Annotated in this window: 25 protein-coding genes; 10 read left to right on the top strand and 15 right to left on the bottom strand. The window is 70.6% G+C overall.

Going from position 1 to position 23577, the window contains the following annotated elements:
- Positions 1-104 precede the first annotated feature (104 nt).
- The 5 genes from AC07ZS_RS23215 (at position 105) to AC07ZS_RS23195 (ending at position 3573) form a co-directional block, all read left to right on the top strand.
- Positions 105-1508, top strand: coding sequence for a phospholipase D-like domain-containing protein (locus AC07ZS_RS23215; protein WP_494800891.1), 1404 nt, complete (start codon positions 105-107; stop codon positions 1506-1508).
- 149 nt (positions 1509-1657) lie between these two features.
- Entirely contained in the window at positions 1658-1915 is a 258-nt protein-coding gene (locus tag AC07ZS_RS23210; RefSeq protein WP_494800890.1) for a protein tyrosine phosphatase, read from the top strand.
- Positions 1916-2028: 113 nt separating this feature from the next.
- Positions 2029-2385 (top strand): hypothetical protein, encoded by a 357-nt coding sequence (locus tag AC07ZS_RS23205; protein ID WP_494800889.1) that lies wholly within the window; start codon positions 2029-2031, stop codon positions 2383-2385.
- Positions 2382-2819: a hypothetical protein gene (locus tag AC07ZS_RS23200; RefSeq protein WP_494800888.1), complete on the top strand. Its 438-nt coding sequence runs from the start codon at positions 2382-2384 to the stop codon at positions 2817-2819. The genes AC07ZS_RS23205 and AC07ZS_RS23200 overlap by 4 nt, the downstream gene beginning before the upstream one ends.
- 367 nt (positions 2820-3186) lie before the next feature.
- Entirely contained in the window at positions 3187-3573 is a 387-nt protein-coding gene (locus AC07ZS_RS23195) for a hypothetical protein (protein WP_494800887.1), read from the top strand.
- Positions 3574-3593: 20 nt separating this feature from the next.
- Here AC07ZS_RS23195 and AC07ZS_RS23190 read toward each other — a convergent pair whose 3' ends face one another.
- From AC07ZS_RS23190 to AC07ZS_RS23130, 13 genes are all read right to left on the bottom strand, one after another.
- On the bottom strand, positions 3594-4721 hold the full coding sequence (locus tag AC07ZS_RS23190; protein ID WP_494800886.1) for a porin: 1128 nt from the start codon (positions 4719-4721) through the stop codon (positions 3594-3596).
- A gap of 152 nt (positions 4722-4873) precedes the next feature.
- Positions 4874-5254, bottom strand: coding sequence for a nuclear transport factor 2 family protein (locus tag AC07ZS_RS23185; RefSeq protein ID WP_494800885.1), 381 nt, complete (start codon positions 5252-5254; stop codon positions 4874-4876).
- Between the two features lie 2 nt (positions 5255-5256).
- A complete protein-coding gene (locus AC07ZS_RS23180; protein ID WP_494800884.1) occupies positions 5257-6108 on the bottom strand; it encodes a fumarylacetoacetate hydrolase family protein in 852 nt (283 codons plus the stop codon).
- 32 nt (positions 6109-6140) lie between these two features.
- Positions 6141-7679 (bottom strand): bifunctional 3-(3-hydroxy-phenyl)propionate/3-hydroxycinnamic acid hydroxylase, encoded by a 1539-nt coding sequence (locus tag AC07ZS_RS23175; RefSeq protein WP_494800883.1) that lies wholly within the window; start codon positions 7677-7679, stop codon positions 6141-6143.
- A gap of 12 nt (positions 7680-7691) precedes the next feature.
- The gene (locus AC07ZS_RS23170; RefSeq protein ID WP_494800882.1) at positions 7692-8435 is read right to left on the bottom strand and encodes an IclR family transcriptional regulator; all 744 of its coding nucleotides are present in this window, start codon (positions 8433-8435) and stop codon (positions 7692-7694) included.
- A gap of 33 nt (positions 8436-8468) precedes the next feature.
- Positions 8469-9287 carry a VOC family protein gene (locus AC07ZS_RS23165; RefSeq protein ID WP_494800881.1) on the bottom strand — a complete coding sequence of 273 codons (819 nt, stop codon included), beginning with the start codon at positions 9285-9287 and terminating at the stop codon, positions 8469-8471.
- 103 nt (positions 9288-9390) lie between these two features.
- Entirely contained in the window at positions 9391-10164 is a 774-nt protein-coding gene (locus AC07ZS_RS23160; RefSeq protein ID WP_494800880.1) for a class II aldolase/adducin family protein, read from the bottom strand.
- A gap of 4 nt (positions 10165-10168) precedes the next feature.
- Positions 10169-10894, bottom strand: coding sequence for a dienelactone hydrolase family protein (locus AC07ZS_RS23155; RefSeq protein WP_494800879.1), 726 nt, complete (start codon positions 10892-10894; stop codon positions 10169-10171).
- A 24-nt stretch (positions 10895-10918) separates the two neighbouring features.
- Positions 10919-12019: an alcohol dehydrogenase catalytic domain-containing protein gene (locus tag AC07ZS_RS23150; protein WP_494800878.1), complete on the bottom strand. Its 1101-nt coding sequence runs from the start codon at positions 12017-12019 to the stop codon at positions 10919-10921.
- 35 nt (positions 12020-12054) lie between these two features.
- Positions 12055-13032, bottom strand: coding sequence for a hypothetical protein (locus AC07ZS_RS23145; protein WP_494800877.1), 978 nt, complete (start codon positions 13030-13032; stop codon positions 12055-12057).
- Positions 13033-13146: 114 nt separating this feature from the next.
- Positions 13147-14004 carry a fumarylacetoacetate hydrolase family protein gene (locus AC07ZS_RS23140; RefSeq protein ID WP_494800876.1) on the bottom strand — a complete coding sequence of 286 codons (858 nt, stop codon included), beginning with the start codon at positions 14002-14004 and terminating at the stop codon, positions 13147-13149.
- The gene (locus AC07ZS_RS23135) at positions 14001-14930 is read right to left on the bottom strand and encodes a VOC family protein (RefSeq protein WP_494800875.1); all 930 of its coding nucleotides are present in this window, start codon (positions 14928-14930) and stop codon (positions 14001-14003) included. Before AC07ZS_RS23135 ends, AC07ZS_RS23140 begins: the two co-directional genes overlap by 4 nt.
- Positions 14927-16585 (bottom strand): FAD-dependent monooxygenase, encoded by a 1659-nt coding sequence (locus AC07ZS_RS23130; RefSeq protein ID WP_494800874.1) that lies wholly within the window; start codon positions 16583-16585, stop codon positions 14927-14929. Before AC07ZS_RS23130 ends, AC07ZS_RS23135 begins: the two co-directional genes overlap by 4 nt.
- Positions 16586-16676: 91 nt before the next feature.
- Between AC07ZS_RS23130 and AC07ZS_RS23125 the strand changes: the two genes are divergently transcribed.
- Entirely contained in the window at positions 16677-17576 is a 900-nt protein-coding gene (locus AC07ZS_RS23125) for a LysR substrate-binding domain-containing protein (protein WP_494800873.1), read from the top strand.
- A gap of 22 nt (positions 17577-17598) precedes the next feature.
- Here the strand turns inward: AC07ZS_RS23125 and AC07ZS_RS23120 are convergent, their stop codons facing one another.
- On the bottom strand, positions 17599-18567 hold the full coding sequence (locus AC07ZS_RS23120) for a TAXI family TRAP transporter solute-binding subunit (protein WP_494800872.1): 969 nt from the start codon (positions 18565-18567) through the stop codon (positions 17599-17601).
- Between the two features lie 11 nt (positions 18568-18578).
- Entirely contained in the window at positions 18579-19550 is a 972-nt protein-coding gene (locus AC07ZS_RS23115) for a Bug family tripartite tricarboxylate transporter substrate binding protein (protein ID WP_494800871.1), read from the bottom strand.
- A gap of 198 nt (positions 19551-19748) precedes the next feature.
- Here AC07ZS_RS23115 and AC07ZS_RS23110 point away from each other — a divergent pair, with 198 nt between their 5' ends.
- Genes AC07ZS_RS23110 through fahA form a run of 4 tightly spaced genes read left to right on the top strand, consistent with a single transcriptional unit; the run spans position 19749 to position 23546 of the window.
- A complete protein-coding gene (locus AC07ZS_RS23110; RefSeq protein WP_494800870.1) occupies positions 19749-20423 on the top strand; it encodes a TetR/AcrR family transcriptional regulator in 675 nt (224 codons plus the stop codon).
- Between the two features lie 11 nt (positions 20424-20434).
- A complete protein-coding gene (locus AC07ZS_RS23105; protein ID WP_494800869.1) occupies positions 20435-21223 on the top strand; it encodes a cyclase family protein in 789 nt (262 codons plus the stop codon).
- Positions 21224-21269: 46 nt separating this feature from the next.
- A complete protein-coding gene (locus AC07ZS_RS23100; RefSeq protein WP_494800868.1) occupies positions 21270-22265 on the top strand; it encodes a Bug family tripartite tricarboxylate transporter substrate binding protein in 996 nt (331 codons plus the stop codon).
- 6 nt (positions 22266-22271) lie between these two features.
- A complete protein-coding gene (fahA, locus tag AC07ZS_RS23095; protein WP_494800867.1) occupies positions 22272-23546 on the top strand; it encodes a fumarylacetoacetase in 1275 nt (424 codons plus the stop codon).
- The last annotated feature ends 31 nt before the right edge of the window (positions 23547-23577 follow it).

Below are 23577 nucleotides of genomic sequence, written 5' to 3'. Positions count from 1 at the left end.
GTGATCGGTGGGTGGGGGGATGGACGTGGACATGAAGCGCTCCCGGTTTGAAGAGATACTGCGGTGGCTCCCGCCTGGAGGTATTGCATGGAACGGACTGGCCAATGACAAGTGACATGTTGCCCAGCCAGTGGCTGACGGTCCACGGCCTCGTCGTCTCCCTGGCGGTCCTGGTCTACGTGTTCAACACCCACGTGCTGCGCCAGCGCCGGCCGCCCATCTCCGCGATTGCGTGGGTCCTGTTCATCGTGCTGCTGCCCTATGTGGCCTTGCCGGCGTTCCTCCTGTTCGGCTCCCGCAAGCACGCTCGCCCGTCCTCCACCGCGCCAGCCCTGCCGCACCCGCCCTCCACGGCGGACGGCCACTGGGCCGTGGACACCATCGTCTCGCTGAGACAACCGCCGCCCGCCGCCTACCGAGACCTGCACCTGCACGGCGACGGTCACCAGGCGCTCGACGCCCTGATGCGCACGATCGACGGCGCACAGTCGAGCCTCGATCTGTGCACCTTCATCCTGGGGCGCCACGAACCCGGGCAGCGCGTGGTGGATCGCCTGGAGGCCAAGGCGCGGCAGGGCGTTCGCGTGCGCCTGCTGCTCGACGGCATGGGCAGCCTGATGCAGCGCCCGCCGAACCTGGGCGAGCTCACGCGCGCGGGCGGCGAGCTCGTGCGCTTCGTGCCGCCGTTGCATTCGCCGATCCGGGGCCGCACCAATTTGCGCAACCACCGCAAGATGCTGATCGCCGACGCCGGCCTGCCCTCGGCCCGCCTCTGGTGCGGCGGCAGAAACCTGGCCCCCGAGTACTTCGAGGGGTCGCCCGGGCAGGCACCCTGGCGCGACCTGAGCTTCGACCTGGGCGGCGCGCTGGTGCAGCAGGCCCGCGACCTGTTCGATCGCGACTGGCGCTTCGCGGGCGGGCGACCGGCCGGCCCGCGTGGCGTCAGCGAGGACACCGGCCTTGCGCATCCCGTCGATGGTGCCCAGGTGGTGGCGTCGGGCCCCGACCAGGCGGACGACACCGTGCTCGCCCTGCTGCTGACCGCGGCCTACCGGGCCAGAACGCGCATCGCCCTGGCCACGCCGTACTTCGTGCCCGACACGGCACTCCTGACGGCGCTGTGCCTGGCCGCGCGGCGCGGTGTGGCGGTCGACCTGCTGGTGCCGGCCCGCTCCAACCACCGGCTGTCCGACCTGGCCCGAGGCCGGGCCCTGCGCTCGCTCGCCCAGGCCGGCGGCCGGGTCTGGCTGGCGCCCGGGATGATGCACGCCAAGCTCGCGGTGTTCGACGACACGCTGGCCCTGAACGGCTCGGTCAACCTCGACAGCCGCAGCCTGCTGCTGAACTACGAGCTCATGTGCGCCTTCCACCGGCCCACCGACGTCCGGCGCTTCACCGCCTGGTTCGACCAGGAGCGCAGCACGGCACAACCCTATGTCGCCACCGCCCCGGGGCTCGCGCGCGACATCGGCGAAGGCCTGCTGCTGTGGCTGGGGTTCCAGCTCTGACAACCCGGGCCCCGCGGCGGTTACAAGTGAAATGTGCCGACGGGTGGATTGCAACCATGGCCGGGACGGGGACAAGCAGCATGGAGCCCGTGGTTGACGACACGCAGCGTCGACCGCAATTCAAGACCGCTGCGAACCTGGAGCTTCAAATGAAACTACGTACCGTCCTCATCACCGCCGCGATGGCCGCCATGGGGGCCAGCGCTTTTGCGCAAAGCACCATGGACAGTTCGCCCAAGCCCGCCGCACCCGCCACCGCCGCCATGCCGAGCCCCGCCGCCGCACCGGCGGCCAAGCCCATGCCGGCCGAAAAGCAGAAGGTGGCCAAGGCCACGCACAAGAAGCACGTGGCCAAGAAGGCCGCGCACAAGAAGGCCATGCCGGCCGCCCAGAAGCCGGCCGCCTGACGCGCGGGCCGCAGATGACATTTGTCATCTGCGGCGCCTTCGCCTGCAACCTGCGGGTGCCCTGGGCGCCGCAGAGTGAAACGCCTCCGACACCCAGTTCAGAAAGGCGGACCATGTCAAACAACCTTCCGACGATTTCGTTTGTGGATGCGATGGTGGGCGCCACCGCCTACGCGCAACCGCACCCCGCGGCCCATGCCGTCGAGCTCTCGACGGCGGCCATGGACCACGTCCGGCGCGCGCAGGTGGACATCTACACCAGCCACAACGGTCACGCCATGTGGGCCATCCGCGAGGCGCGCCGCGCCCTGCATGCGGCCTCCGTCGGCGACATCGCCGCCACCCTGGTGGCCCTGGACGAGGCCGCCTGGTTCACCCGCCACAACGATTTCGTCCACGCGGAGGAAGCGCTGGAGACGGCACTGGCCCACATGAGGGTCCTCACAGGTCACCAGGTCCGGCCGTCATGAACCCGACGCCCGAGAAGGACCGGGCGATCTTCGAGCTGGTGGCGCAGGTGTACGAAGCCGCGCCACCGGTCGATCGCGGGCACATCCTGGAACAGCTGTTGCGACCCCTGGGCGTGCTGTCGCTGGTGGCGATTGCCGACGGCATCTTTGCGAAGATCCGTTTCCGCAGCGGCTGGCAGGACCTGAACGTCCGGCTGGAAGACCTTCCCGGCGTGCAGCCCACCGACGTCATCGCGCTGGTCGACCACGCCCAGCAGGTCAGCGTGGAAGCGGTGAACGGGCTGGCCCAGCTGGTGCTCGCCTCACCGGGCCTTTCGGGTTCGGCTGCGGCCATGGTGCTGGTGGGCCTGCTGCTGCAGCGCTCGCGCCTGGGCCGCGCGGACGATGAGACTGAGCCCGGCACCATGGGTCCAATGCTCAATATGGGCCAATAACATTCGGAATTTCTATATTTCCCTGAGATCTCGCGCAGAGGCTTGTTTGCTGTCGGCCGGCGTCCCCCGTTCTCCGGCGCCTGCTCGCGGGCGCCTGCGCCCGGGGGGAGCACCATCCGCCGAGAGGTCAACCCGGGCCCGCCAACAAAAAAATGCACCGCCTGCCTGCACCGCACTCTCGACGGTGGGTGGGGTTGACGGGCGCAGGCGCCCCATTCGCGGTTGCCACAGAGGCTGAGCGCCTGTCTGGTGTTGACGCGAAGGTGTTGGCCTGCCCGGGTGGACGCCCGCGAGCAGGCGCCGGAGAACGGCAGCCACGCCCACCGGCAGCGAAGAAGCGGCCCAGAAGCAGCCCACAATGGCAAACATGACCCTGGAAGAATTGATGGCCATCGCCACACAAAGCCGCACCACACCGACCTGCCCCCACTGCCAGGCCTTGGTGTGCAAAGGCTGGGACTCCGTGCCCGGCGGCTTCGACCTCACCCGCCTCACACGCGTCGGCAGCCTGCGCGACCCCGACGCCGACGAACCCACGCTCGAGGAATACCACCCGAACGGCACAGGCGCCTGGTCCGACGACGCGCCCATCGCCCTCGGCTGGTTCCCCTACAACCGCTGCGACATCTGGCAATGCAGCGGCTGCGCGCGGCCCTTCCTGCGCTACACCGAAGTCGGCGGCTACTACACCGACGAGCGCATCCGCGAACTGCAGGCCCAGCTGATCCAGCAGCCGCCCCCGGGCGCGGCCTGAGCGCTCCCGGGCAAGGCCCCTCAGAATGAGTGGCGGATGCCCAGCGCCAGGCCGGTGCCCGAGCGCAGGTTCGTGGCGCGGTCGGCGATCGCCACGCCGTACAGGTCGGTGCGCTTGGACAGGCTGTGGATGTAGCCCGCCGACAGCGTGCTGCGCACGCGGTCGCTGACGCCGGCCTGCTCGCGCTTCGTGCGCGCCCAGGAGGCCACGATGCGGCCCGCGCCCACCGGCACCTGCGCGCTCAGGCCCAGGGTGTCCAGGTCGATCTCCCGCAGGCCGCGCGCCTGCACCGTGCCGGTGGAGTACTGACCAAACACCTTCACCACGTCGAAGTCGTAAGACACGCTGGCCAGCGTGCTCTTCGTCTCCTGGATCACGTAGGGCGCACCGGCCGGTTCGGCCGCCGCGCGCGGCGTGGTGATGGCTGCCCCGTCCACGCGGCGGTGGTTCAGCGCGGCGGCGAAGGCGCCCTGGCGGTAGTTCGCCGTGAGGTCCACGCGGCGGCCTTCGGTCGAGGCCTCGCGCGCCACGTACTGCAGGTTCGCCGACAGGCCGCCGAACGTGGGCGTGGTGTAGGCGACCGAGTTGCTCCAGATGCCGTCGGTGGCGCCGTTCACCGCGTTCATGGGCTGTGAACCCGTGATGGTGTGCATGAGGAAGGGGCCGAGGTTCACCGACTCTGCGAAGGGCGAAAACTGCAGCGTGGCGATGTAGCTGCCGGTGGGAATGCGGCCCATGCGCACGAAGCCGAAGCCACCGCGCAGGCCCACCCACGAGGCCAGCGAGAACTGGCGTCCGGCGGCGGTGTCACCGGGGTGGCGGCCCGCTTCGCCGGTGTCCATGCGGAAGTGGCCACCGATGTCGAACGCGGCGCTCAGGCCACCGCCCAGGTCTTCGCTGCCGCGCATGCCCCAGCGCGGCATGGACAGCAGGCCGCTGTCCATGCGCGACACCGTGGCCTCACCGGCCAGGTTGCGGCGGTAGTAGCCGCCGTCGAGCACGCCGTAGAGCGAGACCTGGCTGCCGCCGCCGGGGGCCTGCGCGAAGGCCTGGGGTGCGGCAGCGGTCAGCGCCAGGCCGGCCAGCGCCAGGTGCACGCAACGGCCCAGCGAGCGCGGGACATGGGAGGTTTTTGAAGAATGGGGCATCGATGTCTCCGTCCCTCTCTCTGCGGAGAGGGTGATGTGGTTGATGAGAAAAAGAGAAGCAGATGCGATGCCTTCAGGCACCGGCGTCGGCATGATGTTCAGAGGCGGTCGATGGCGTCAAAGTGCTGCCTCAGATGATGAGAAACGGCGCCTCACTTCGCCCACACCGCGTCGTCCACGCGCGTGGCCTGAAAGCCGCGCAGCGTCCACGCATCCGCGGCGCGCACCCACAGCTGCGACACGAAGGCGATGGAGGCCACGGCCTCACCGCCCGGCACGCGCTGACCGCGCAAGCGCATCAGGCCCGTCATCCACGCCGCGTCGCCGTGGTGATGCACCGCGAGGCCCTGGCGCTCCACGGCCTCGTAGCGGATGCGGTGCGCCAGGAAGTCCAGCAGTTGCGGCTTGTCATGGACCAGGCCGGTCGAATGCACGTACACCAGTTGTGCGTCCAGCAGGGCGTCGATGGCGTTCAGGTCGCCCGCCACCAGACGCTCACAACGGTGCGCTTCGAGCGCGATCAGGGCCTGCATGCTCAGGCCTCCTGCACCACGCCGTTGCTCAGCACGCCCACCGAGGAGATCTCCACCTCCACAAGGTCGCCCGGCTGCAGCCACAGCGGCGGCACGCGCTTCACGCCCACGCCGCCCGGCGTGCCGGTGACGATCACATCGCCCGGCACCAGCGTCATGAAGGTGGACACATAGGCCACGAGGCGCGGGATCGGGAAGATCATCTGGTCGGTGCGCGCCTGTTGCACCACCCGGCCGTTGACGCGGGTCTGCAGCGACAGCACACCGTCGGCGGGCAGCTCGTCCAGCGTGACCAGCGCGGGGCCGAAGCCCGCCGTGCCCGCGAAGTTCTTGCCGGGGCCGAACTGGCGCGTGTGGTGCTGCCAGTCGCGCACGCTGCCGTCGTTGAAGCAGCTCACGCCCGCGATGTGCGCCCAGGCGTCGGCCTGCGCGATGCGGCGCCCGCCCCGGCCGATCACGACCGCCAGCTCGCCTTCGTAATCCAGCTGCGTCGATTCGCGCGGGCGCACCAGGGCCACGCCGCTGCCCTGCATCGACTCGGGGTGGCGGAAGAAGATGGACGGGTGCTCGGTCGGGTCGCGCTGGGTCTCCACGCGGTGCTCTTCGTAGTTGTGGCCCACGCAGGCGATGGTGCGCGGCTGCGGGATCACCGGCAGCAGCGTCAGCGCCGCCAGCGCGTGGTCGGCCGGCGCGTCCGCGTGCGAGCGCGCGAGGGCCTGCCAGTCCGGCAGGGCCAGCAGGTCGCGCAAGGTGGGCGCGGTCGCACCGAGGCGGCGGCCGAGGTCGATCACACCGGCGTCGGTGCACAGGCCGTAGGAGGCACGGCCACCGATCTCAAAACTCATGAATTGCATGGGGGGTTCCTGTCAATGAAAGAAGAAAGGGCTCAGGCCGCCTGGGGCACGACGGCGTAGACGTAGCGGTCCGGCCGCAGCACCAGGGCCGCGGCCCCGAAGCGCGCGAGCAGGGCCGCGAGTTCGCCGCTCGCATCGCGCACGCGCACCACCTCGCCGTCGTCCGCGGCCGTGTCGAGAAAATCGTCCTCGCTGCGCACCAGGGCCACCTGGCCGGTGCACAGGCCGCGCGGCACCACCTGGCGCGCGGCCTCGCGCACCACGGCGGCGTCCCAGCCGATCACCGAGAAGCCCGCGCCCAGCACCTCGTCCAGCCGCAGCGCGTGCGCCGGGGCCTGGTGCACCCAGGGCTGGGGCGCGAGTTCGGTCGCGCTCAGGTTCGGCGACGGCAGGAAGCAGCCTTGCGCGAAGCGCGGCTTGGGCTTGAACTTGAGCTGCAGGATGTAGTCGCGGCAGGCCGGCAGCAGGCAGGCCACGCGCAGGGCGGTCTGCGTCAGCGCGGCGCCCAGCACGCTCTTGGGCTGCATCACGCGGCCGATGCGCAAGGCCATCTGGATCAGCGCGGCCGCGTGCGGGCGCCGCTCCTGTTCGTAGCTGTCGAGCACCGACTCGGGCAGGCTGCCGCGCAGCAGGGCCGCAAGTTTCCAGGCGAGGTTGGCGGCGTCGCGGATGCCGCTGTTGAGGCCCTGGCCCGCGAACGGCGGCGTGAGGTGGGCCGCGTCGCCGGCGAACAGCACGCGGCCTTCGCGCCAGCGCGTGGCCACGCGGGCGTGGAAGCCGTAGATCACCTTGCGCACCAGCGGCAGGTCGCGGTCGGCCGGCACGCGGCGCGCGATCCATTCGCGGAAGTTCCGCTCGTCGAGCACGTCCTCGTCGCGGTCGCCTTCGCGCAGCATGAACTCGTAGCGCAGCGCGCCGCGCGGCCCCGGCAGGCGGATGGTGGGCCGCCTCGGGTCGCAGTAGGTGCTGGTGTGGCGCAGCGGCACGGTGCGCTCCGCCAGGTCCACGATCAGCCAGCGCTCGGCATAGGTCTCGCCTTCGAGCACGATCTGGCAGAACTCGCGCACCGGGCTGCGCCCGCCGTCGCAGGCCACCAGCCAGCGCGCGCGCACGGTGCGGGCCTCGCCCTCGGCCTGCACATGAACGGTGATGCCGTCGGCGTCCTGCTCGAAGGACGTGAAGCTGTGCCCGAATTTCACCGCCACGTGCTCGAAGCGCGCCAGCCCTTCGCCCAACGTGCGCACCAGCAGCGGCTGGCGAAAGGCGTTGCGCTTGGGGTAGCCGTATTCCTGGCGCGTCGGCTGGATGGCCGCGAAGGGCCGGCCGCGCCAGTCGTGGTACTGCACGCCGTAGCCCAGCACCACATCCTTCAGCACGGCCTCCAGCAGGCCGGCGCCCTGCAGCGTGCGCAGGCTCTCGTCGTCCAGCGTCACCGCGCGGGGTTCGGGCTCGAGCGCGGCGTTGCGCTCGATCACCAGCGTGCGCACGCCGTGCGTGCCGAGCAGGTTCGCCAGGGTGAGCCCGACCGGACCCGCGCCGACGATCACCACGTCGGGGGCTTTTCCATCCATCCACATAAGTTGCTAGCGCGGCGTTTCCAGCCGCCCTCCAATGCGCAGCGCCGCGCGCAGGACATGGTCCGCGACGCGCTGCGGGTTGATGTTCGGTGCCTGGGACCACATCACCACCGAGAGGCTGCCCAGCAGCAGCTCCCCCTGGTGGATCGGTGCGGCCCAGCCACAGGCTTCGGAGTCCACCTCGGCCGCCGTCACGCAGACCTTGTCGCGCCGGATCTGCGCCATCAGCGCCGACAGCACGTCGAAGCTGCCCGGCAGGCCCGCTGCGCGCAAGGCCGCCGTGTCGTGGCGCACGAGGTCGCGCAGGTCTTCCGGCGCCATGTGCGCCAGGATCACCTTGGACGTGGCGCCGCGGTACAGCGGCATGGCCCGGCCGCGCTCGTAGCTCACGTGCGGCGGCCCGTGGCGCCCGCGCACCTGGTGCACGCAGACCACCTTGCGGCTGTGCAGGCGGCTGAGCAGCACCACGCCACCGGTGCGCTCCGACAGCGTCTTCATGATCTCGCCGGCGGCCGCGATCAGCGGGTCGTTGATGCGGATCAGGCGGTCGAGCTCCACGATCTCCGGGCCCAGCACGTACTGGCCGATCGAGGTGCGCTCGATCAGGCCAGCCTCCTCCAGGTCCGCGAGGTAGCGGTAGGCCGTGGCGGTGGAGATCCGCAGCTCGGTCTCCACGTCCACCGCGCGCACGTGCTTGAACCCCTGCTTGAACAGGCGAAGAACCTGCAAGGCCTTGGCGGTAGTGGTCATGGGTGGCGCTCCTGAAATGGCAAGTCGGTGGGGCTAGCTTCGCATGATGGCCACACCCCAGCGGTTGAGGGTTGAGGGCTGGTGCGGCCATTCGCCGACCGCGCGCCCGGGCTCGCAGACCTCCAGCTCGGCGGAGATCTCCGCCATGTTGCCGTCCATGTCCTTGAGCATGAAGAAGGTGTCGTTGCCCGGCCCGTGCCGGCCCACGCCCCAGGCCAGTGGGAAGCCGGCGTCGGCCATGTGGTCGGCCCAGTCGCGCAGCGCGGCCCAGTCCTGCGCCTCGCACGAGAAATGGTCGAAGCGCGCGAGCGGCGCGCGGAAGATGGCCATGGCGTGGTGCTCGGCGTCGGTGCGCAGGAAGGCCGCCGTGATGGCACCGGCCTCGTCGCGCACGCGGTCTGAGAGCACGAAGCCCAGTTGCTCGGTGTAGAAGGCCAGCAGCGCGGCCGGGTCGGGTGTCCTCACCGCGAAGTGCTGCAGCCGCGCGCTCGGCAGGCCGTCGGCGGTGGACGCAACGGGCGCGGCCGGGCCGTGCTCGAAGCGGATGCGGCGGCCTTCGGGGTCACGCACGGTGTGGGCGGTCTCGCCCACATCCTGCAAGGCCACGCCGCGCGCCTGCAACTGCGCGCGGTGCGCGAGCAAGGCGGCGGCCGTGTCGAAGCGGAAGCAGGCCAGGTGCAGCTGGCCACCGTCGCCGGGCCGCAGCACGAGTTCGCGCTCGGGGGCCCGGCACACGTGGGCATCGCCCTGTTGCGAGACGGCAAAGCCGAAGGTGCGGGCGTAGAACCCGGCCAGCGCGGCCGGGTCGCTGGCGGTGAGTTCGAGTCGCGCGAGATGCGCTCCGATTTCCATGAATGTCCTTTCGAGATCGAGTGGGTCGATCATGGACATCGGGTGCTGGCCGGTCAAAGCCGTTTCTCATTTCCTGAGAAATGAGAACCCAGATCGCGCCGGCTCAGGCGCGCCGGCGCAGCGCTTCTTCCTTCCAGAGCGCCCAGGGCCGCTCGGCCTGGGCCTCGTGGCTGCTCATGCAGGCCGCGCACTCGGCTTCGCTCAGGTAGCTCACCTCGCCCAGCCCCAGGGCGGTGGTCTGGACGCGAGCGTTCACCTCGGCGTAGACCGCGCGGTACACCACCTGCTTCAGGCTCTCGCCCACCACGGTGCTGCCGTGCCCGCGCATGAGCACGATGGGGTGGCCCTCGAACTGGCGGGCCAGCGCGGCGCCGATGCGCCCGTCGCGCACCAGCAGGTCGCTGCCGTCGCCCACCACGTCGCGGATCTCGAACACCGGTGCGCCGGTGCCGATGAAGCCGGCCATGTGGAACACCGCGCGCAGCGCCGTGCCGCGCGAGACCGTCAGCGGCACGATGGCCGGCGAGTGGCTGTGCACGATGGCCTGCACCTGCGGGTGCGCGCGGTAGATCTCGGCGTGGATGAAGCGCTCGATGTAGACGCGCCGGCCGCCCGCGTCGATGGGCTCGCCATCGAGCGTGAAGGAGACGATGTCCGATGCGCCCACCTGGCCGGGCGCCATGTTGCGCGCGAGCAGGAAGCGCCCGGGGTCGCGGTCGTGGCGCACGCTGACGTGGCCGAAGGCATCGACCACGCCCTGGTCGTAGAGGATGTGGTTGGCGCAGACCAGGTCCGCGAGCAGGCCGTCGCCCGGGGGCAGCGGCGCGCGCTTCACGTCATCGAGGGAAGCGGCCAGGGAAGTGGAGGGTGGGCACATGCGCTCATTGTCCGTGAGGCAGTTCGGCGTTCAGGAAATCCAGCGTGCGCTGCCAGGCCTGGGCCGCCGCGCCTTCGCGGTACATGGCAGGGCGCGCGTCGCACAGGAAGGCGTGCCCGGCGCCCGGGTACACGTGCTGTGCGAAGCGCACGCCGGCGGCCTGCAGCGCGGCGTCGATGGCCTGCACCTGCGCGGCCGGGATGGTGGGGTCTTCCGCCCCCACATGCAGCAGCAGCGGCGCGCGGATGGCACCGGCATCGCCCAGCGTGGCGTGGGGGCCGGCGGCGATGCCCGGCCCGTAGAACACCACACCGGCGCCCAGCCCGGGCAGGCGCGTGGCGGCGGTGAAGGCGGCGCGGCCACCGAAGCAGAAGCCCACCACGGCGGTGCGGCCCGCACCGATCTGCTCCGCGCTCTGCAGGTGCGCGAGCACGGCCTGCACGTCTTCGAGGATGGGCGCCACGCCGATCTGCGAGATCAGGGCCACGGCTTCGCTGTGCTGCGCGTAGGCGAGTTCGCGCGTGCCGCTGCGGTGGAACATGTCGGGCGCGAGCGCCAGGAAGCCTTGCGCGGCGAAGCGCTGCGCGATGTCCTGGATGTGCGCGTTCACGCCGAAGGCCTCCTGCAGCACGATGACCGCGCGCGTGGCGGGCGCGGCGGGGCGCGCCACAAAGGTCTGCATGGGGCCGGCGGCGGTCGGCACGGTGATCCAGGGGTTGCGGTCTTGCAATTCAAACTCCGTTGGGAAGAAGGGTCAGGGTTTCACCACCGCCATCCAGATGGGCAGGGTGCGGGTGCGGGTGGCTTCCAGCGCCTCGTTGACCTGCTGCAGGCCGAAGCGGTGGGTGATCAGGTCTTCCGCGTCGAGGCGGCCGTCGGCCAGCAGGGCGAGCACCTCGTCGGTGTCGGAGCGGGTGCAGGCGCGCGTGCCGACAAAGCGCCAGCAGAAGATCATCATGTCGCGCAGGGCGAAGGGCAGCGCGCTGTTGCTGCCGCCCATGTGCACGAAGCTGGCGCCCTGGGCCATGGCCGCGGCGGCCTGCGCCGAGCCCGGCCCGTCGGGGAAGTAGTCGAGCACGGCGTCGGCGCCGCGCGGCATGAGTTCGCGCAGGCGTTTCGTGAGGCCTTGCGTGTCGGCCCAGTCGGGGGCGAGTTCGTCGAGCACCGCGAGCTGCACCGGCAGGTCGCCGGCCAGCGGGCGCAGGGCTTCGAGCCGCTCGCGCGAGCGCCCCACCAGCACCAGCTCGCGCGCACCAAAGAAGCGCGCGAGCTTGATGCTGGCCGTGCCCATGGTGCCGGTGGCGGCGGTGATGACCAGCCGGCCGGTGGCGGGCAGGGCCGCGCCCTTGAGCGCGCGCACCGCGTTGGCCAGGTCGTGCACCTTGGCGCCCACGTCGAAGCTCACGTGCGCGGGCAGGCGGTCGAGCAGGTCGGCGGGCACGCAGGCGTACTCGGCCAGGCCGCCGTTGTGGTACTTCGCGTACAGCGCCATGGGGCCGCGGCCGAAGCCGGCGTGGCCCATCATGGCCGCGTCGTTGCACATCTGCTGGCGGTCCGAGCGGCAGTAGTCGCACTGGCCGCACGAGAGCATGGGGTGCACGCGCACCCGCGCGTCGCGCCAGGCGGCGTCCACGCCGCTGCCCAGCGCCACCACGGTGCCCGCGATCTCGTGGCCGGGCGTGGTGGGCAGGTGCTTGAAGCGGCCCATCTCCAGCAGCTTCATCATGCCGGGCGCGATGCCGGCCGACGCCACCTTGACCAGCACCTCTCCTTCGCCCGGCGTGGGCACGGGCAAGGTTTCCAGGCTGAGTTCGCGCGCGCCCTGGTGCGCGCGCGCGGCCATCATCGTTGACATGGGTGTCTCCTTGTTGTGTTTGGTGAAAGGCGCGCTCAGGCGCCGCGCAGCCGGGCCAGCTCGTCGGCCGGCAGGCGCGTGCCCTGGCGCAGGGCCGGCGCCACCTGCGGGATCGGCAGGGTGCTGGCCAGGGCCAGGTGTTCGCTCGGTCCGCGGTGCAGGCTGGTGAAGGCAATGCCGCGCGGGATCTGCACGAAGTCGCCCGGCACCAGGTGCACGCTGCCGCGCTGCGTGACCAGGGTGCGCTCGCCCTGGATCTGGACCTGCACCTCGCAGGCGTCGCGGTGCCGCGTGTACACGGCGCCGTCGTCCGAGGCCTTGCGCGAGCGGCCGATGGCGACCGCCTCGCTGCGGTACAGCCATTGCAGGCCTTCGCCTTCGGGGTGCAGCACCTGGATGCGCTCGGCGTCCTGCTCGGCGTGGCGCAGCAGCAGGGCTTCGTCGACCGGCGAGAGCGCGAGGTCCTGGCCCGGGCCGCCCACGCCTTCGGTGGTGAGCTCGTTGATCACGGCCGCCGTCCAGCCGGGGAACGGGGTGCTCAGGTACTCGGCCTGGCGGCTGGGAGCGACCAGTTCGCGCACCGGGCCGGGCACGTAGAACAGCAGGTGCACGTCGTGCCGGCCGAAGTTGTCGTGCGCCACGCCGTTGGGGATGCGCGAGAAGTCGCCGGGGCGCAGTTCCACTGTGCCCAGCTCGGTGATCAGGGTGCGCTCGCCGCACACCTGGAACGAGAGCTCGTCCACGCCGGTGTTGCGGTGGTAGAAGGGCTGGCGGCCGTTCATGTTCTGCCATTCGATGCGGATGTCCGCGCTCTCGTACACGCCCACGGGCGGCGCGAAGGCGCGCTCCACGTAGGCCGCACCGAGGTGCGCCACCTCGATCGGCGGGTACTCGCGCGCCCGCTTCATCGGGGACGGCAGCGGGTCGGCGAGCAACAGCTCCTCGCGGCGCTCCAGCACATAGGGCGGCGCATCGAAAGGAAAGGCATCGATGTGTTCGCGGACCAGCTTCATGGGGGTTCTGCCTGACATGGAATTTGCAATGAAGGAAACAGCACGGTGGGAGCATGCCCACCGCGGCGGCCGGGGTCAAACCGGCTTCTCAGATGCTGAGAAACCGGCGAACCATCAGCGCTCGTCCACGACGGGGTTGCTCAGCACCCCGAGGCCTTCGAGCTCGACCTCGCACACGTCGCCGGCTTTCATCCACAGCGGCGGCTTGCGCGCCAGGCCCACGCCGGCGGGCGTGCCGGTGATGATGAGGTCGCCCGGCACCAGCGCCATGGCCTCCGAACAGGCGGCCACCAGCGTGGCCACGTCGAAGATCATGTCGCGCGTGTTGGCGTCCTGCACCACGCGGCCGTTGAGCCGGCATTGCAGGCGCAGGCCGTGCGCGCCCGGCGGCAGTTCGTCGGCGCTGACGAACTCGGGGCCGAAGCCCCCGCTGCGGTCGAAGTTCTTGCCCATCATCCACTGGTTGGAGCGGAACTGGTGGTCGCGGATGGAGCCGTCGTTGAACAGCGTGTACCCCGCGACGTGGTCCAGCGCGTCCTCTTTGCGGATGTAGCGGCCGCCCTTGCCGATCACCGCCACCAGCTCGGCCTCGTAGTCGAACTGTTCCGACACGTGCGGCCGCACCAGCGGCTGCCCGTGGGCGACCCAGGACGAGGGGTAGCGGTGGAAGATCACCGGGTGCTTCGGTTTCTCGAAGTTGCTTTCGGCCGCGTGGTCCACGTAGTTCAGGCCGATCGCGAAGGCCTTGGCCGGCTCCAGCACCGGCGGCAGGTAGGTGATGCCGGCGAGCGGGCGCGCGTGCTGGCCGCGCTCGATCGCGGCGCGCGCTGCGCGAAAACCTTCGTCGCCCTGGCGCAGCAGCCCGTCGAGCGAGTCGGGCAGGCCGGCGGCGGTGAGGTCCAGCAGGGTGTCGTTCACGCGGGCGCCCAGGCGCGCGGCGCCGCTCTCGTCTTGAAAAGCAATCAGTCTCATGGTGTCTCGCGGTTGGTGATGAAGTGGGTGGGAACGGCCGGCCCCCAGACGAACAGGGCGTCTTCGGCCGGGTGGTCGGCGGCGGGCCAGTCCAGCCCGGCGGGCACGTGGTCGATGCCCGCCGAGTATTCACAGAAACTGCCCCAGGGGTCTTGCACGTAGTTGAAATAGTTGGAGCCGAGCACGTGCCGGCCCACGCCCCAGCCTTCGCCGTAGCCGGCGCTGCGCATCTGGTCCATGCCTTGCCCCACCTCGTCGAGGCCGGGCACGTCCCAGCTGCTGTGGTGCAGGCCGGGGCCGTCGGATTTCGCAAAGGCCACCAGGTGGTGGTCGCTGCCGTGCGGCGTGTGCAGGAAGGCGATGGCATCGCCCGAGCGGTCCGACAGGCGCAGGCCGAGCATCGATGAACAGAAGGCCAGCATGCCCGGCACATCGGGCGTGAACTGCAGGATGTGCGACAGGTAACGCGGCCGCACCGGCCCGAGCCGGCTGCGCGGCGCGGCCTGGCCCTGGCCGGGCGCGACGGGCACCGGCAGCCGGGGCACCGAGGGCGCGGAGGGCGAGACCTTGGGCGCGACCACCAGCTGCAACGCCAGGCCGTCGGGATCGCGCAGCCACAGGCCGGGCTCCTGCGCCAGCGGGTGCGGCTCGCGCGCGCGGCCCTGCGCCGCGATGCGCTGGGCGAAGCTGTCCACGTCGTCGGCGTGGATGCCGTAGGCCACATATTGCAAGCGCTTGCGCTCGCCGCCTTCGAGCACATGGGCCCAGACGTGCGGGTGGCCGAAGGTGCGCAGGTGCAGGCGATCGCCGTCTCGCCGAACGTCCAGGCCGAAGCAGGTGTAGAAGCGCGCGGCCTCCGCGAGGTCGGGCACGGTGAAGGTGAAGCGGTGCACCGAATGCACCGCGGCGGGCAGGCGGGTGTTCATGCGAGGGCCTTCTGTCGAGGGAAAGAAACCGCGGTGTGGCCGGTGATGCGCGCCACCAGCGTGTCGGGTGCGTCGGGCCAGTGGTCGCCGCGCCAGGCCACGTGCTGGTCGGGCCGCACCAGCGTGAGCCGGGTCGGGTACAGCTCGGCGAACGCGCCCCAGGCCGGCCGCAGCACGGTGAGCGGCACGCCCGCGGCGCGCAGGCGCTCGCGCACGGCCTGCACGGCCGTCTCGGGCACGTCGGCGTGCGCGAGCAGGGTGAAGCCTTCGCCGAAGTGGTCGTACAGCGAACTGCCGTCGTGCAGCCAGGCGTGCGGCGCGCGCGCGCCGGGCCGGTTCGAGGGCACGTAGTTGAGGTAGTCCATGCGCGGCGCGGGGCTGCCGTCGTGGGCGATCACGGGCGAGTCCTCGTAGCGGTAGCCGAGCACCACGCCCAGCGTGGTGAACTCGCGCGACTTGGCGGCCTGGATGCGCGCACCCACGTCCTCGCGCAGGGCCGCGCCAGCCGGGTCGTCGGCTTCCAGCCCGGCGCGCGCGAGCTGGTTGCCCAGCAGCGCGTGGTTGGCCACGGCCTCGTCGAGCACCATCTGGTGCACCGGGCGGCGCTCGGCCATGTAGCTCTCCAGCAGGGCCTCGCCGCCCCAGCCCGTCAGCACGGCCGCGAGCTTCCAGCCCAGGTCCACGCTGTCGGCCACGCCCATGTTCATGCCGTAGCCGCCGAAGGGCGGATGCAGGTGGCAGGCATCGCCCACGAGGAACACGCGCCGGTCGCGGTAGTTGTCGCCGAGGAAGCGGCTGGCCACCCACTCGTCGGTGGACAGGGCGCGGTAGGGCAGGTCGATGCCGGTGGCGCGGCGGATCAAGGCCGCGCTGCCTTCGGCGTCGAGCCGGAAATCGGGCGGCACACCGGTGGGCATGAAGAACCAGGTGTCGCCCCGGTCCATCGGGCCGATCAGGCTGGGCACATCGTCGTTGATCTGCCAGTACATGATGGCCGGGCCCAGCGCATGGGCCTGCGCCAGGCCCGGCGCGTGGAACACGATGTTGTAGTTGCGCGAGAGGCCGTACTGGCCTTCGAGCTTGGCGCCCATGCCCTCGCGCACCAGGCTGCGCGCGCCGTCGGCGCCCACCAGGTAGTCGGCCGCCACCGTGTAGGTGTCGTCGCGCTTCAAATCGCGCACGGTGACGTGCACGCCTTGCGGATCCTGCTCGAAGGCCAGCACCTCGCTGTTGAAGCGGATCTCCACCCCGGGCAGCGACTGGGCGTGGGCGCGCAGCACCTCTTCCAGGCTGTACTGCGGGACCCATTGCGCGTGCTCGGCGTAGAGCGGGTTGCGGCCCGGCGCGCAGAAGAAGGCGTTCTCGAAGCGCGTGAGCTCGTGGCCCGAGAGCCGGGTGCAGAACACCACGTTGGACGGGTAGTCCACGCCCAGCGGCGAGGCCGCGCGCAGCTGCGGCGCGATGCCCCAGCGCCGCAGGTGTTCGCGGGTGCGCACGTTGGTGGTCTTGGCGCGCGGCGCGTAGCCCACGCGGTCGTTGCGCTCCAGCAGCAGACAGGGGATGCGGCGCTGGCCCAGCTCGATGGCCAGGGCCAGGCCGGCGGGGCCGGCGCCCACGATGAGCACGCGCGGGGTGTGGGAGGGCGAGGTCTTCATGCGGCCGCATCGTAGGCAGCCACCGCGAAATGGAAAAGACGGAGAATTGTCGAATGCGATATGGTTTTTCGATCATCCAAGGCGGCCCGGCATGAAGTTCAACGCCTTGCGGGACTTCCTCGCCGTGGCCGAGCGCGGCAGCCTGCGCGCGGCCGCGCGCCAGCTGGGCAGCGCGCAGCCCGCGCTGAGCCACAGCATCAAGGAACTGGAGAAGGAACTCGGTGTGGTGCTGTTCGAGCGGCGCTCCACCGGCGTGGTGCTGACCGACATGGGCGCGGCCTTCCACAAGCGCGTGGCCTGCGCCATGCACGACCTGCGCCGCGCCACCGAAGAGCTCGACCAGCTGCGCGGCGAGGTGCACGGCAACCTGGCGGTGGCCATGTCCAGCGTGGCCCACATCGCGCTGCTGCCCTTCGCGCTGGGCGCGTTCCGCGCGCGCTACCCCAAGGTGCAGATCGACATCGTGGACGCGGTGTACCCGGGCAGCGAGCCCGGCCTGCTCGACGGCAGCCTGGACCTTTACATCGGCCCGGCCCCGGCCGACGTGGTCTCGGCGCTGCAGGTGGAAAAGCTGTTCGACAACACGCGCACCATCGTGAGCCGAAAAGGCCACCCGCTGGCGCAGGCGCGCTCGCTGCGCGAGCTGGTGGACGCGGAGTGGATCACGACCTCGATCACGCACAACGCCGAAGAAGAGCTGGGCCCGCTGTTCGCGCACCACGGGCTGCCGGCGCCCCGGCTGGTGATGAAGGCGCACTCGGCGCTCACCTTCATGGTGGCGCTGGCCAACTCCGACCTGCTGATGATGCTGCCGGTGCAGTGGATCCAGTCCGAGTCGCTCGCGCCGCTGCTGGCGCGCATCGACGTGCGCGAGCCCCTGCCCGCGCCGCCGGTGTGCCTGGTGCGCCGCGCCGGCCTGCCGCCCACGCCGGCGGCAGAGTACTTCTGCGACATGGTGCGCCGCGCGGTGCAGCACATGCGCGCGCCCTGAGCGGGGGCGCTGCGCGCACGGCTCAGAGGTGGCCCGCGGCCTCGTAGTAGCGGCGCGCGCCCGGGTGCAGGGCGATCGAGGTCTGCGCCATTGCCGAGGGCACCAGCGGATAGCTCAGCGGGCTGCGCTGCGGCGGCAGGTGGCGGTACTGGCGCTCGATGGCCGCGCGCGTTTCCACCAGGCACCAGGTCAGCAGGTGGGCGATGTCGTCGGGCATGTCGTCGCGCACCAGGATCAGGAAGTCCGAGAAATCGAGCGCGGGCAGCGAGGTCTGCAGCGAAGGCCAGTAACCGGCCGGCAGGTCGTTGCGCCCGAAACCGTAGTCCTTCTGGAGCTGCTGCAACACCGCCTCTTCGGACGGCAGCGGCACCACCTTGCCGGCCTCGACGATGTCGGACCACCAGGGCGTCATGATCGCTTCCTGCAGCACGCCGTCCACCTCGCCGTCCTGCATGCGCTGCAGGCTTTCGCGCGGGTTGGAGTCTTCCACGTAGGTGCCGCCCCAGCTGGCGAAGGTGGCGTCGTCGATGCCGTGGGCCTGCATGAACAGGCGCGCCACGTAGCCGATGAAGTTGGTGCCGTCGTTGCGCGAGGTCGCGATGCGCAGCGCCGGCTTCTTCTGCCGCAGCTCCTCGAAACTGCGGATGCCCAGGTCCGGCCGCAGGGCCAGCACCATGCGGTCGTTCTGCGGCAGCACGGCCAGGGCGCGCAGGTGCGGCGCGGCGCGGCCTTGGAAGATCAGGCGGCCGTCGAGCGCGGCGGGCATGAGCATGGCCGGCGTGACGATGCACAGATCGGCCTCACCTTCCTCCACCAGGTCGATGGCCTCGATGCCGCCGGCGCGGATGCTCCAGATCGCCACGCGGCTGCGCGGGCCGCTGCGCTTGCAGAACTCTTCGCACAGCCAGGAGCAGATGCGGTGGAAATTGGCCTGCCCCCAGTCGCCGACAAAGCGCAGGTGGTGGGAGTGTTCGAGGCGGGGTGCGGTCATCGTGAGGTCTTTCATTCGGGCTTGACGTCGGCGTCCTTGATCACCTTCTTCCAGTAGGCGGTCTGCGCCAGGATCAGTTTGCCGAACTCGGCCGGGCCCTGGCTGTGCGGTTCCAGCCCGAGCGTGATCAGGCGCCCCTTGACCTCGGCCTGGGCCAGCACCTTGATCACGTCGCGCGAGATCTCGTCCACCAGGGCCTGCGGCGTGCCGGCCGGCACCACGAGGCCGCCGAAGCCCACGGTCTCGAAGTCCGCGTAGCCGGCCTCCTTCATCGTGGGCACGTCGCGGCTCAGCGGCGAGCGCTCGGCGCCGGTGCTGGCGAGGATGCGCACGCGCCCGCTCTGCACGTGCGGCACCAGGTCGGAATAGCTGGCGAAGGTGGCCGTGACCATGCCGGCGGCCAGATCCACCACGGCGGGCGCCACGCCCTTGTAGGGCACGTGCAGCATGTCGATCTTCGCCTGGTGCGCGAGCTGGCTCGCGTTCAGGTGCGGCGTGGAACCGTTGCCCGGCGAGGAGTAGGCGAACTTCGCGCCCGGCGCCTTCGCCAGCGCCACGAACTCCTTGACCGTGCGCGCGGGCACCTGGGTGTTCACCGCCAGCCACAGGCGCGCGTCGAACATCTGCGCCACCGGCGCGAAGCTGGTGACCGGGTCGTAGTCCAGCTTGGTGGAGAGGAAGGGCGCCTGGATCGTCGGCGTGACGGAGAGCAGCAAGGTGCGGCCGTCCGGCGCGGCCTTGGCGGCCACGCTGGTGGCCAGGATGGTGGCGGCGCCGGGGCGGTTGTTGACCACCACAGGGATGCCCCAGGTCTTGGCCAGGCCGTCGGCCAGGGCGCGCGCGGCGTTGTCGAACGAGCTGCCCGACGAGGCCGGCGTGATCAGGGTGACGATGCCCCCCTGGTACGGGCCGGCCCAGGCGGCGCTCGCGGCGCCCAGGCTGAGGGCGGCCAGGGTGCGCGCCAGGATGCGGGTAGGTTTCATGGGGTCTCCAGTATCGAATGGGAAGCGGTGTGAGGGTCGGGATGGTGGCGCCACGCCCTGAGACCGGTCAATTTGCATTCTCGTTTGATGAGAATCCACCTCGGAGATGCCGCCCGCATTCCCTGTGGACCTAGGGTTTGTACCAATGCCTCCGGCCACGCTTCAAATCTACATTTCAAATTGAAATTTGAATTTCACATGAACACCCCAGCCCCCAAACCCAAGGACTCGACCCGCACGAAGATCGTGATGGCCGCGCTGCGCGTCTTCGCCACGCGCGGTTTCGAGGCCGCCTCGCTCAAGGAGATCACCACCGCGAGCGAGACCAACGTGGCGGCGATCCACTACCACTTCGGCTCCAAGGAGGCGCTGATCCGCGAGGTGCTGCAGACCGTGGCCGACCCGGTGAACCAGCTGCGCATGGAGATGCTGGCGCAGCAACCCGACGGCCCGGGCCGCACGCTGGAGCACGTGGTGGAAGCGCTGCTCGCTCCCCCGATCCGCCTGAGCGCCGACGCCACGGGCGACGGCCGCCTGCTCACCCGCCTGATCCTGCAGGCGCGCGCGCTGCCCAGCGAGTTCACGAACAGCGCGCTGTTCCAGCAGTACGACAGCACGGCCCTGCTGTTCGTGCAGGCCCTGATGGACGCCGAGCCCGGCCTGAGCCGGCAGGAGGCCTTCTGGCGCTACGCCTTCGCCATCGGCGCCATGCACTACATCGTGTCCGACGCGGACGCGGCCTACCACCGGCTCAACCGCCTCTCGGGCGGCCTGTGCGACACCGACGACCCCGAAGCCATCGTGCGCCAGCTGGTCGCCTTCGTGGTCGCGGGCATGCGCGCGCGGCCGGCTTCTCCTTCCCCCTCACCGTAATCAAGACCCCCATGCCCCGCCGCATCATCGACCTCTCCGTCACGCTGGAAGACAAGCCCACCTCGCCGGCCCACCACCGCCCGCAGATCCAGTACGCCGACCACGACCAGTCGTGGGAGCTGTTCTCCAAACTGTTCCCCGGCATCGGCCCCGACTCGCTGCCCGAGGGCAAGGCCTGGGCGGTGGAGCGCATCTCGCTCTCCACCCACGCCGGCACGCACATGGACGCGCCCTGGCACTACCACCCCACCACCGACCACGCGCTGCAGGACGGCGGCCGCCCCGCCCCCGGCATCGACGAGGTGCCGCTGGACTGGTGCCTGCGCCCCGGTGTGAAGCTCGACTTCCGCCACTTCGAGGCCGGCTACGTGGTCACGCCGCAGGACATCGAAGCCGAGCTCAAGCGCATCAACTACGAGCTGCAGCCGCTCGACATCGTGGTGGCCAACACCCGCGCCGGTGCGCGCCAGGGCCAGGAGGACTACTGGGAGAGCGCCTGCGGCTTCGGCCGCGCGGCCACGCTCTACCTGCTGGAGCGCGGCGTGCGCGTGGTCGGCACCGACTCCTACAGCTGGGACGCGGCCTTCAAGTTCGTGGTCGAGCGCTTCGAGCGCGACGGCGACCCTTCCATCATCTGGGAAGGCCACAAGGCCGGCCGCGACATCGGCTACTACCAGATGGAGAAGCTCTCCAACCTCGACCAGCTGCCCTCGCACGGCTTCGACGTCAGCTGCTTCCCCATCAAGATCAAACACGGCTCCGCCGGCTGGGTCCGCGCGGTCGCGGTCATCAACGACTGACCTCCCTCTTTCTGCTTTCGCTTTCTTTCCCCTCTCTGGAGACAACATGAGCCCCGCTTCCCTTCCTTCCACCCGCCGCCGCACCGTCGTGGCCGGCGCCATCGCCCTGGCCGTGGGTGGCCTGCCGCTGGCCGCCTCCGCACAAACGGGCCCCTACCCGAACAAGACCATCCAGGTGGTCGTGCCCTTCCCGGCCGGCGGCATCGTGGACAACGTGACGCGCAAGCTCGGCACCGAACTCAGCGCCAGCCTGGGCCAGACCCTGGTGGTGGAGAACAAGGGCGGCGCCGGCGGCTCCATCGGTGCGGCCCAGGTGGCGCGCGCCAAGGCCGACGGCTACACCCTGCTGACCGCCTTCGATACGCACGCCGTCAACCCGCTGCTCTACAAGCTCACCTTCGATTCCGACAAGGACCTCAAGCCCATCGCGCTGATCGCCACCTCGCCGCTGGTGCTGGTGGTGCACCCCTCGGTGCCGGCCAAGAACCTGCGCGAACTCGTGGACCTGGGCAAGACCAAGCCCGACACCCTGCACTACGCCTCCACCGGCGCGGGCAGCTCCAACCACCTCACCACCGAGCTCTTCAAAGCCACCTCGGGCGCCTCGTTCAACCACGTGCCCTACAAAGGCGGCGCCCCCGCCATCACCGACGTGCTCGGCGGCCAGGTGCAGGTGATGTTCGTCAGCGTCACCTCGGTGCTGGCCCACATCCGCGCCGGCAAGATGCGCGCGCTGGCCGTGACCACGCGCGAACGCATCCCCGCGCTGCCCGACGTGCCGCCCGTGAGCGACACCTACCCCGGCTTCGAGGCCACCTCCTGGGTCGGCCTGCTCGCGCCCGCCGGTGTGCCGGCCGACGTGGTCAGCAAGCTCAACGGCGGCGTGAACGCCGCGCTGAAATCGCCCGAGTTCCAGAAGTTCCTCGACGAACAATCGCTGCGGCCCGCCGGCGGCACGCCCGAGCAGTTCGCCGCCTTCATGAAGGCCGAGACCCAGAAATGGGGCGCGGTCATCAAGCGCCAGAACATCCAGGTGGAGTAAAGCCCCATGGCGCCGCAGCACCGCATCGACGACACCCACGGCGCCGGCCTGCAGAGCTGGCTGGCGTCCGCCAACGACCCCGCCACCGACTTCCCCATCCAGAACCTGCCCTACGGTCGGTTCACGGTGGGCGATGAACCCGGCTGGCGCATCGGCGTGGCGATCGGCGACCAGGTGCTCGACCTGCAGCGCGCCGGCGTGCTCGACCACAGCGACATGGCGCGCCTGCTCGCGCTGGCGCCCGAGCAGCGGCGCGCCCTGCGCCGCCGCCTCAGCGAAGGCCTGCGCGAAGGCAGCCCGCGCGAAGCCCAGTTCAAGGCCGCCCTGCTGCCGCAGGCCGGCGTGCGCATGGGCATGCCCTTCGACGTGGGCGACTACACCGACTTCTACACCGGCATCCACCACGCCACCACCGTGGGCAAGCTGTTCCGGCCCGACAACCCGCTGCTGCCCAACTACAAGTGGGTGCCCATCGGCTACCACGGCCGCGCCTCCACGCTGCGCGTGAGCCCCGATCAATTCAAGCGCCCCATGGGCCAGCTGAGCGCGGGCAACGGCGCCGCGCCCACGCTGCAACCCACCCAGCGGCTGGACCACGAGCTTGAACTCGGCCTGGTCATCGGCCAGCCCAGCCAGCAGGGCGAACCCATCGCCATCGAAGACGCGGAAGACCACCTCTTCGGCGTCGTGCTGCTCAACGACTGGAGCGCGCGCGACATCCAGGCCTGGGAATACCAGCCCCTGGGCCCCTTCCTCTCGAAGAACTTCGCCAGCACGCTCTCGCCCTGGATCGTCACCATGGAAGCGCTCGCGCCCTACCGCAAAGCCTTCACGCGGCCCGCCGGCGACCCTGCACCGCTGCCCTACCTGGACTCGACCAGCAACCGCGAACAAGGCGCGATCGACATCGCGCTGGAAGCCTGGGTGCAGACCGCCGCCATGCGCGCCGGCGGCCAAGCGGCCGAACGCCTGAGCCGATCCAACTTCACCGACGCCTACTGGACCGCCGCGCAGCTGGTGACGCACCACACCGTCAACGGCTGCGACCTGCGCGCCGGCGACCTGCTGGGCACCGGCACGCTCTCGGGCCCCGCGCCCGAACAGGGCGGCTCACTGCTGGAACTCACGCAAGGCGGCCAGCGCCCCTTGACGCTGGCCAACGGCGAGACCCTGGGTTTTCTGGCAGACGGCGACACCATCGTGCTGCGCGCGCACTGCGAGCGCGAAGGCCACCGGCGCATCGGCTTCGGCGAGTGCCGGGGCACCGTGCTGCCTCGCTAAGCACAAACAGCAACCGCCCCGAAGGGCGGTT

The organism is Hydrogenophaga sp. GW456-12-10-14-TSB4, assembly GCF_059424305.1.
This window is presented reverse-complemented; position numbering and strand designations above follow the sequence as displayed.

What these genes read in the sequence shown, in the direction of transcription:
- AC07ZS_RS23215 (WP_494800891.1), top strand. Translation starts at nt 105, where the DNA reads ATGACAAGTGACATGTTGCCCAGCCAGTGGCTGACGGTCCACGGCCTC.
- AC07ZS_RS23210 (WP_494800890.1), top strand. Translation starts at nt 1,658, where the DNA reads ATGAAACTACGTACCGTCCTCATCACCGCCGCGATGGCCGCCATGGGG.
- AC07ZS_RS23205 (WP_494800889.1), top strand. Translation starts at nt 2,029, where the DNA reads ATGTCAAACAACCTTCCGACGATTTCGTTTGTGGATGCGATGGTGGGC.
- AC07ZS_RS23200 (WP_494800888.1), top strand. Translation starts at nt 2,382, where the DNA reads ATGAACCCGACGCCCGAGAAGGACCGGGCGATCTTCGAGCTGGTGGCG.
- AC07ZS_RS23195 (WP_494800887.1), top strand. Translation starts at nt 3,187, where the DNA reads ATGACCCTGGAAGAATTGATGGCCATCGCCACACAAAGCCGCACCACA.
- AC07ZS_RS23190 (WP_494800886.1), bottom strand. Translation starts at nt 4,721, where the DNA reads ATGCCCCATTCTTCAAAAACCTCCCATGTCCCGCGCTCGCTGGGCCGT.
- AC07ZS_RS23185 (WP_494800885.1), bottom strand. Translation starts at nt 5,254, where the DNA reads ATGCAGGCCCTGATCGCGCTCGAAGCGCACCGTTGTGAGCGTCTGGTG.
- AC07ZS_RS23180 (WP_494800884.1), bottom strand. Translation starts at nt 6,108, where the DNA reads ATGCAATTCATGAGTTTTGAGATCGGTGGCCGTGCCTCCTACGGCCTG.
- AC07ZS_RS23175 (WP_494800883.1), bottom strand. Translation starts at nt 7,679, where the DNA reads ATGGATGGAAAAGCCCCCGACGTGGTGATCGTCGGCGCGGGTCCGGTC.
- AC07ZS_RS23170 (WP_494800882.1), bottom strand. Translation starts at nt 8,435, where the DNA reads ATGACCACTACCGCCAAGGCCTTGCAGGTTCTTCGCCTGTTCAAGCAG.
- AC07ZS_RS23165 (WP_494800881.1), bottom strand. Translation starts at nt 9,287, where the DNA reads ATGGAAATCGGAGCGCATCTCGCGCGACTCGAACTCACCGCCAGCGAC.
- AC07ZS_RS23160 (WP_494800880.1), bottom strand. Translation starts at nt 10,164, where the DNA reads ATGTGCCCACCCTCCACTTCCCTGGCCGCTTCCCTCGATGACGTGAAG.
- AC07ZS_RS23150 (WP_494800878.1), bottom strand. Translation starts at nt 12,019, where the DNA reads ATGTCAACGATGATGGCCGCGCGCGCGCACCAGGGCGCGCGCGAACTC.
- AC07ZS_RS23145 (WP_494800877.1), bottom strand. Translation starts at nt 13,032, where the DNA reads ATGAAGCTGGTCCGCGAACACATCGATGCCTTTCCTTTCGATGCGCCG.
- AC07ZS_RS23140 (WP_494800876.1), bottom strand. Translation starts at nt 14,004, where the DNA reads ATGAGACTGATTGCTTTTCAAGACGAGAGCGGCGCCGCGCGCCTGGGC.
- AC07ZS_RS23135 (WP_494800875.1), bottom strand. Translation starts at nt 14,930, where the DNA reads ATGAACACCCGCCTGCCCGCCGCGGTGCATTCGGTGCACCGCTTCACC.
- AC07ZS_RS23130 (WP_494800874.1), bottom strand. Translation starts at nt 16,585, where the DNA reads ATGAAGACCTCGCCCTCCCACACCCCGCGCGTGCTCATCGTGGGCGCC.
- AC07ZS_RS23125 (WP_494800873.1), top strand. Translation starts at nt 16,677, where the DNA reads ATGAAGTTCAACGCCTTGCGGGACTTCCTCGCCGTGGCCGAGCGCGGC.
- AC07ZS_RS23120 (WP_494800872.1), bottom strand. Translation starts at nt 18,567, where the DNA reads ATGACCGCACCCCGCCTCGAACACTCCCACCACCTGCGCTTTGTCGGC.
- AC07ZS_RS23115 (WP_494800871.1), bottom strand. Translation starts at nt 19,550, where the DNA reads ATGAAACCTACCCGCATCCTGGCGCGCACCCTGGCCGCCCTCAGCCTG.
- AC07ZS_RS23110 (WP_494800870.1), top strand. Translation starts at nt 19,749, where the DNA reads ATGAACACCCCAGCCCCCAAACCCAAGGACTCGACCCGCACGAAGATC.
- AC07ZS_RS23105 (WP_494800869.1), top strand. Translation starts at nt 20,435, where the DNA reads ATGCCCCGCCGCATCATCGACCTCTCCGTCACGCTGGAAGACAAGCCC.
- AC07ZS_RS23100 (WP_494800868.1), top strand. Translation starts at nt 21,270, where the DNA reads ATGAGCCCCGCTTCCCTTCCTTCCACCCGCCGCCGCACCGTCGTGGCC.
- fahA (WP_494800867.1), top strand. Translation starts at nt 22,272, where the DNA reads ATGGCGCCGCAGCACCGCATCGACGACACCCACGGCGCCGGCCTGCAG.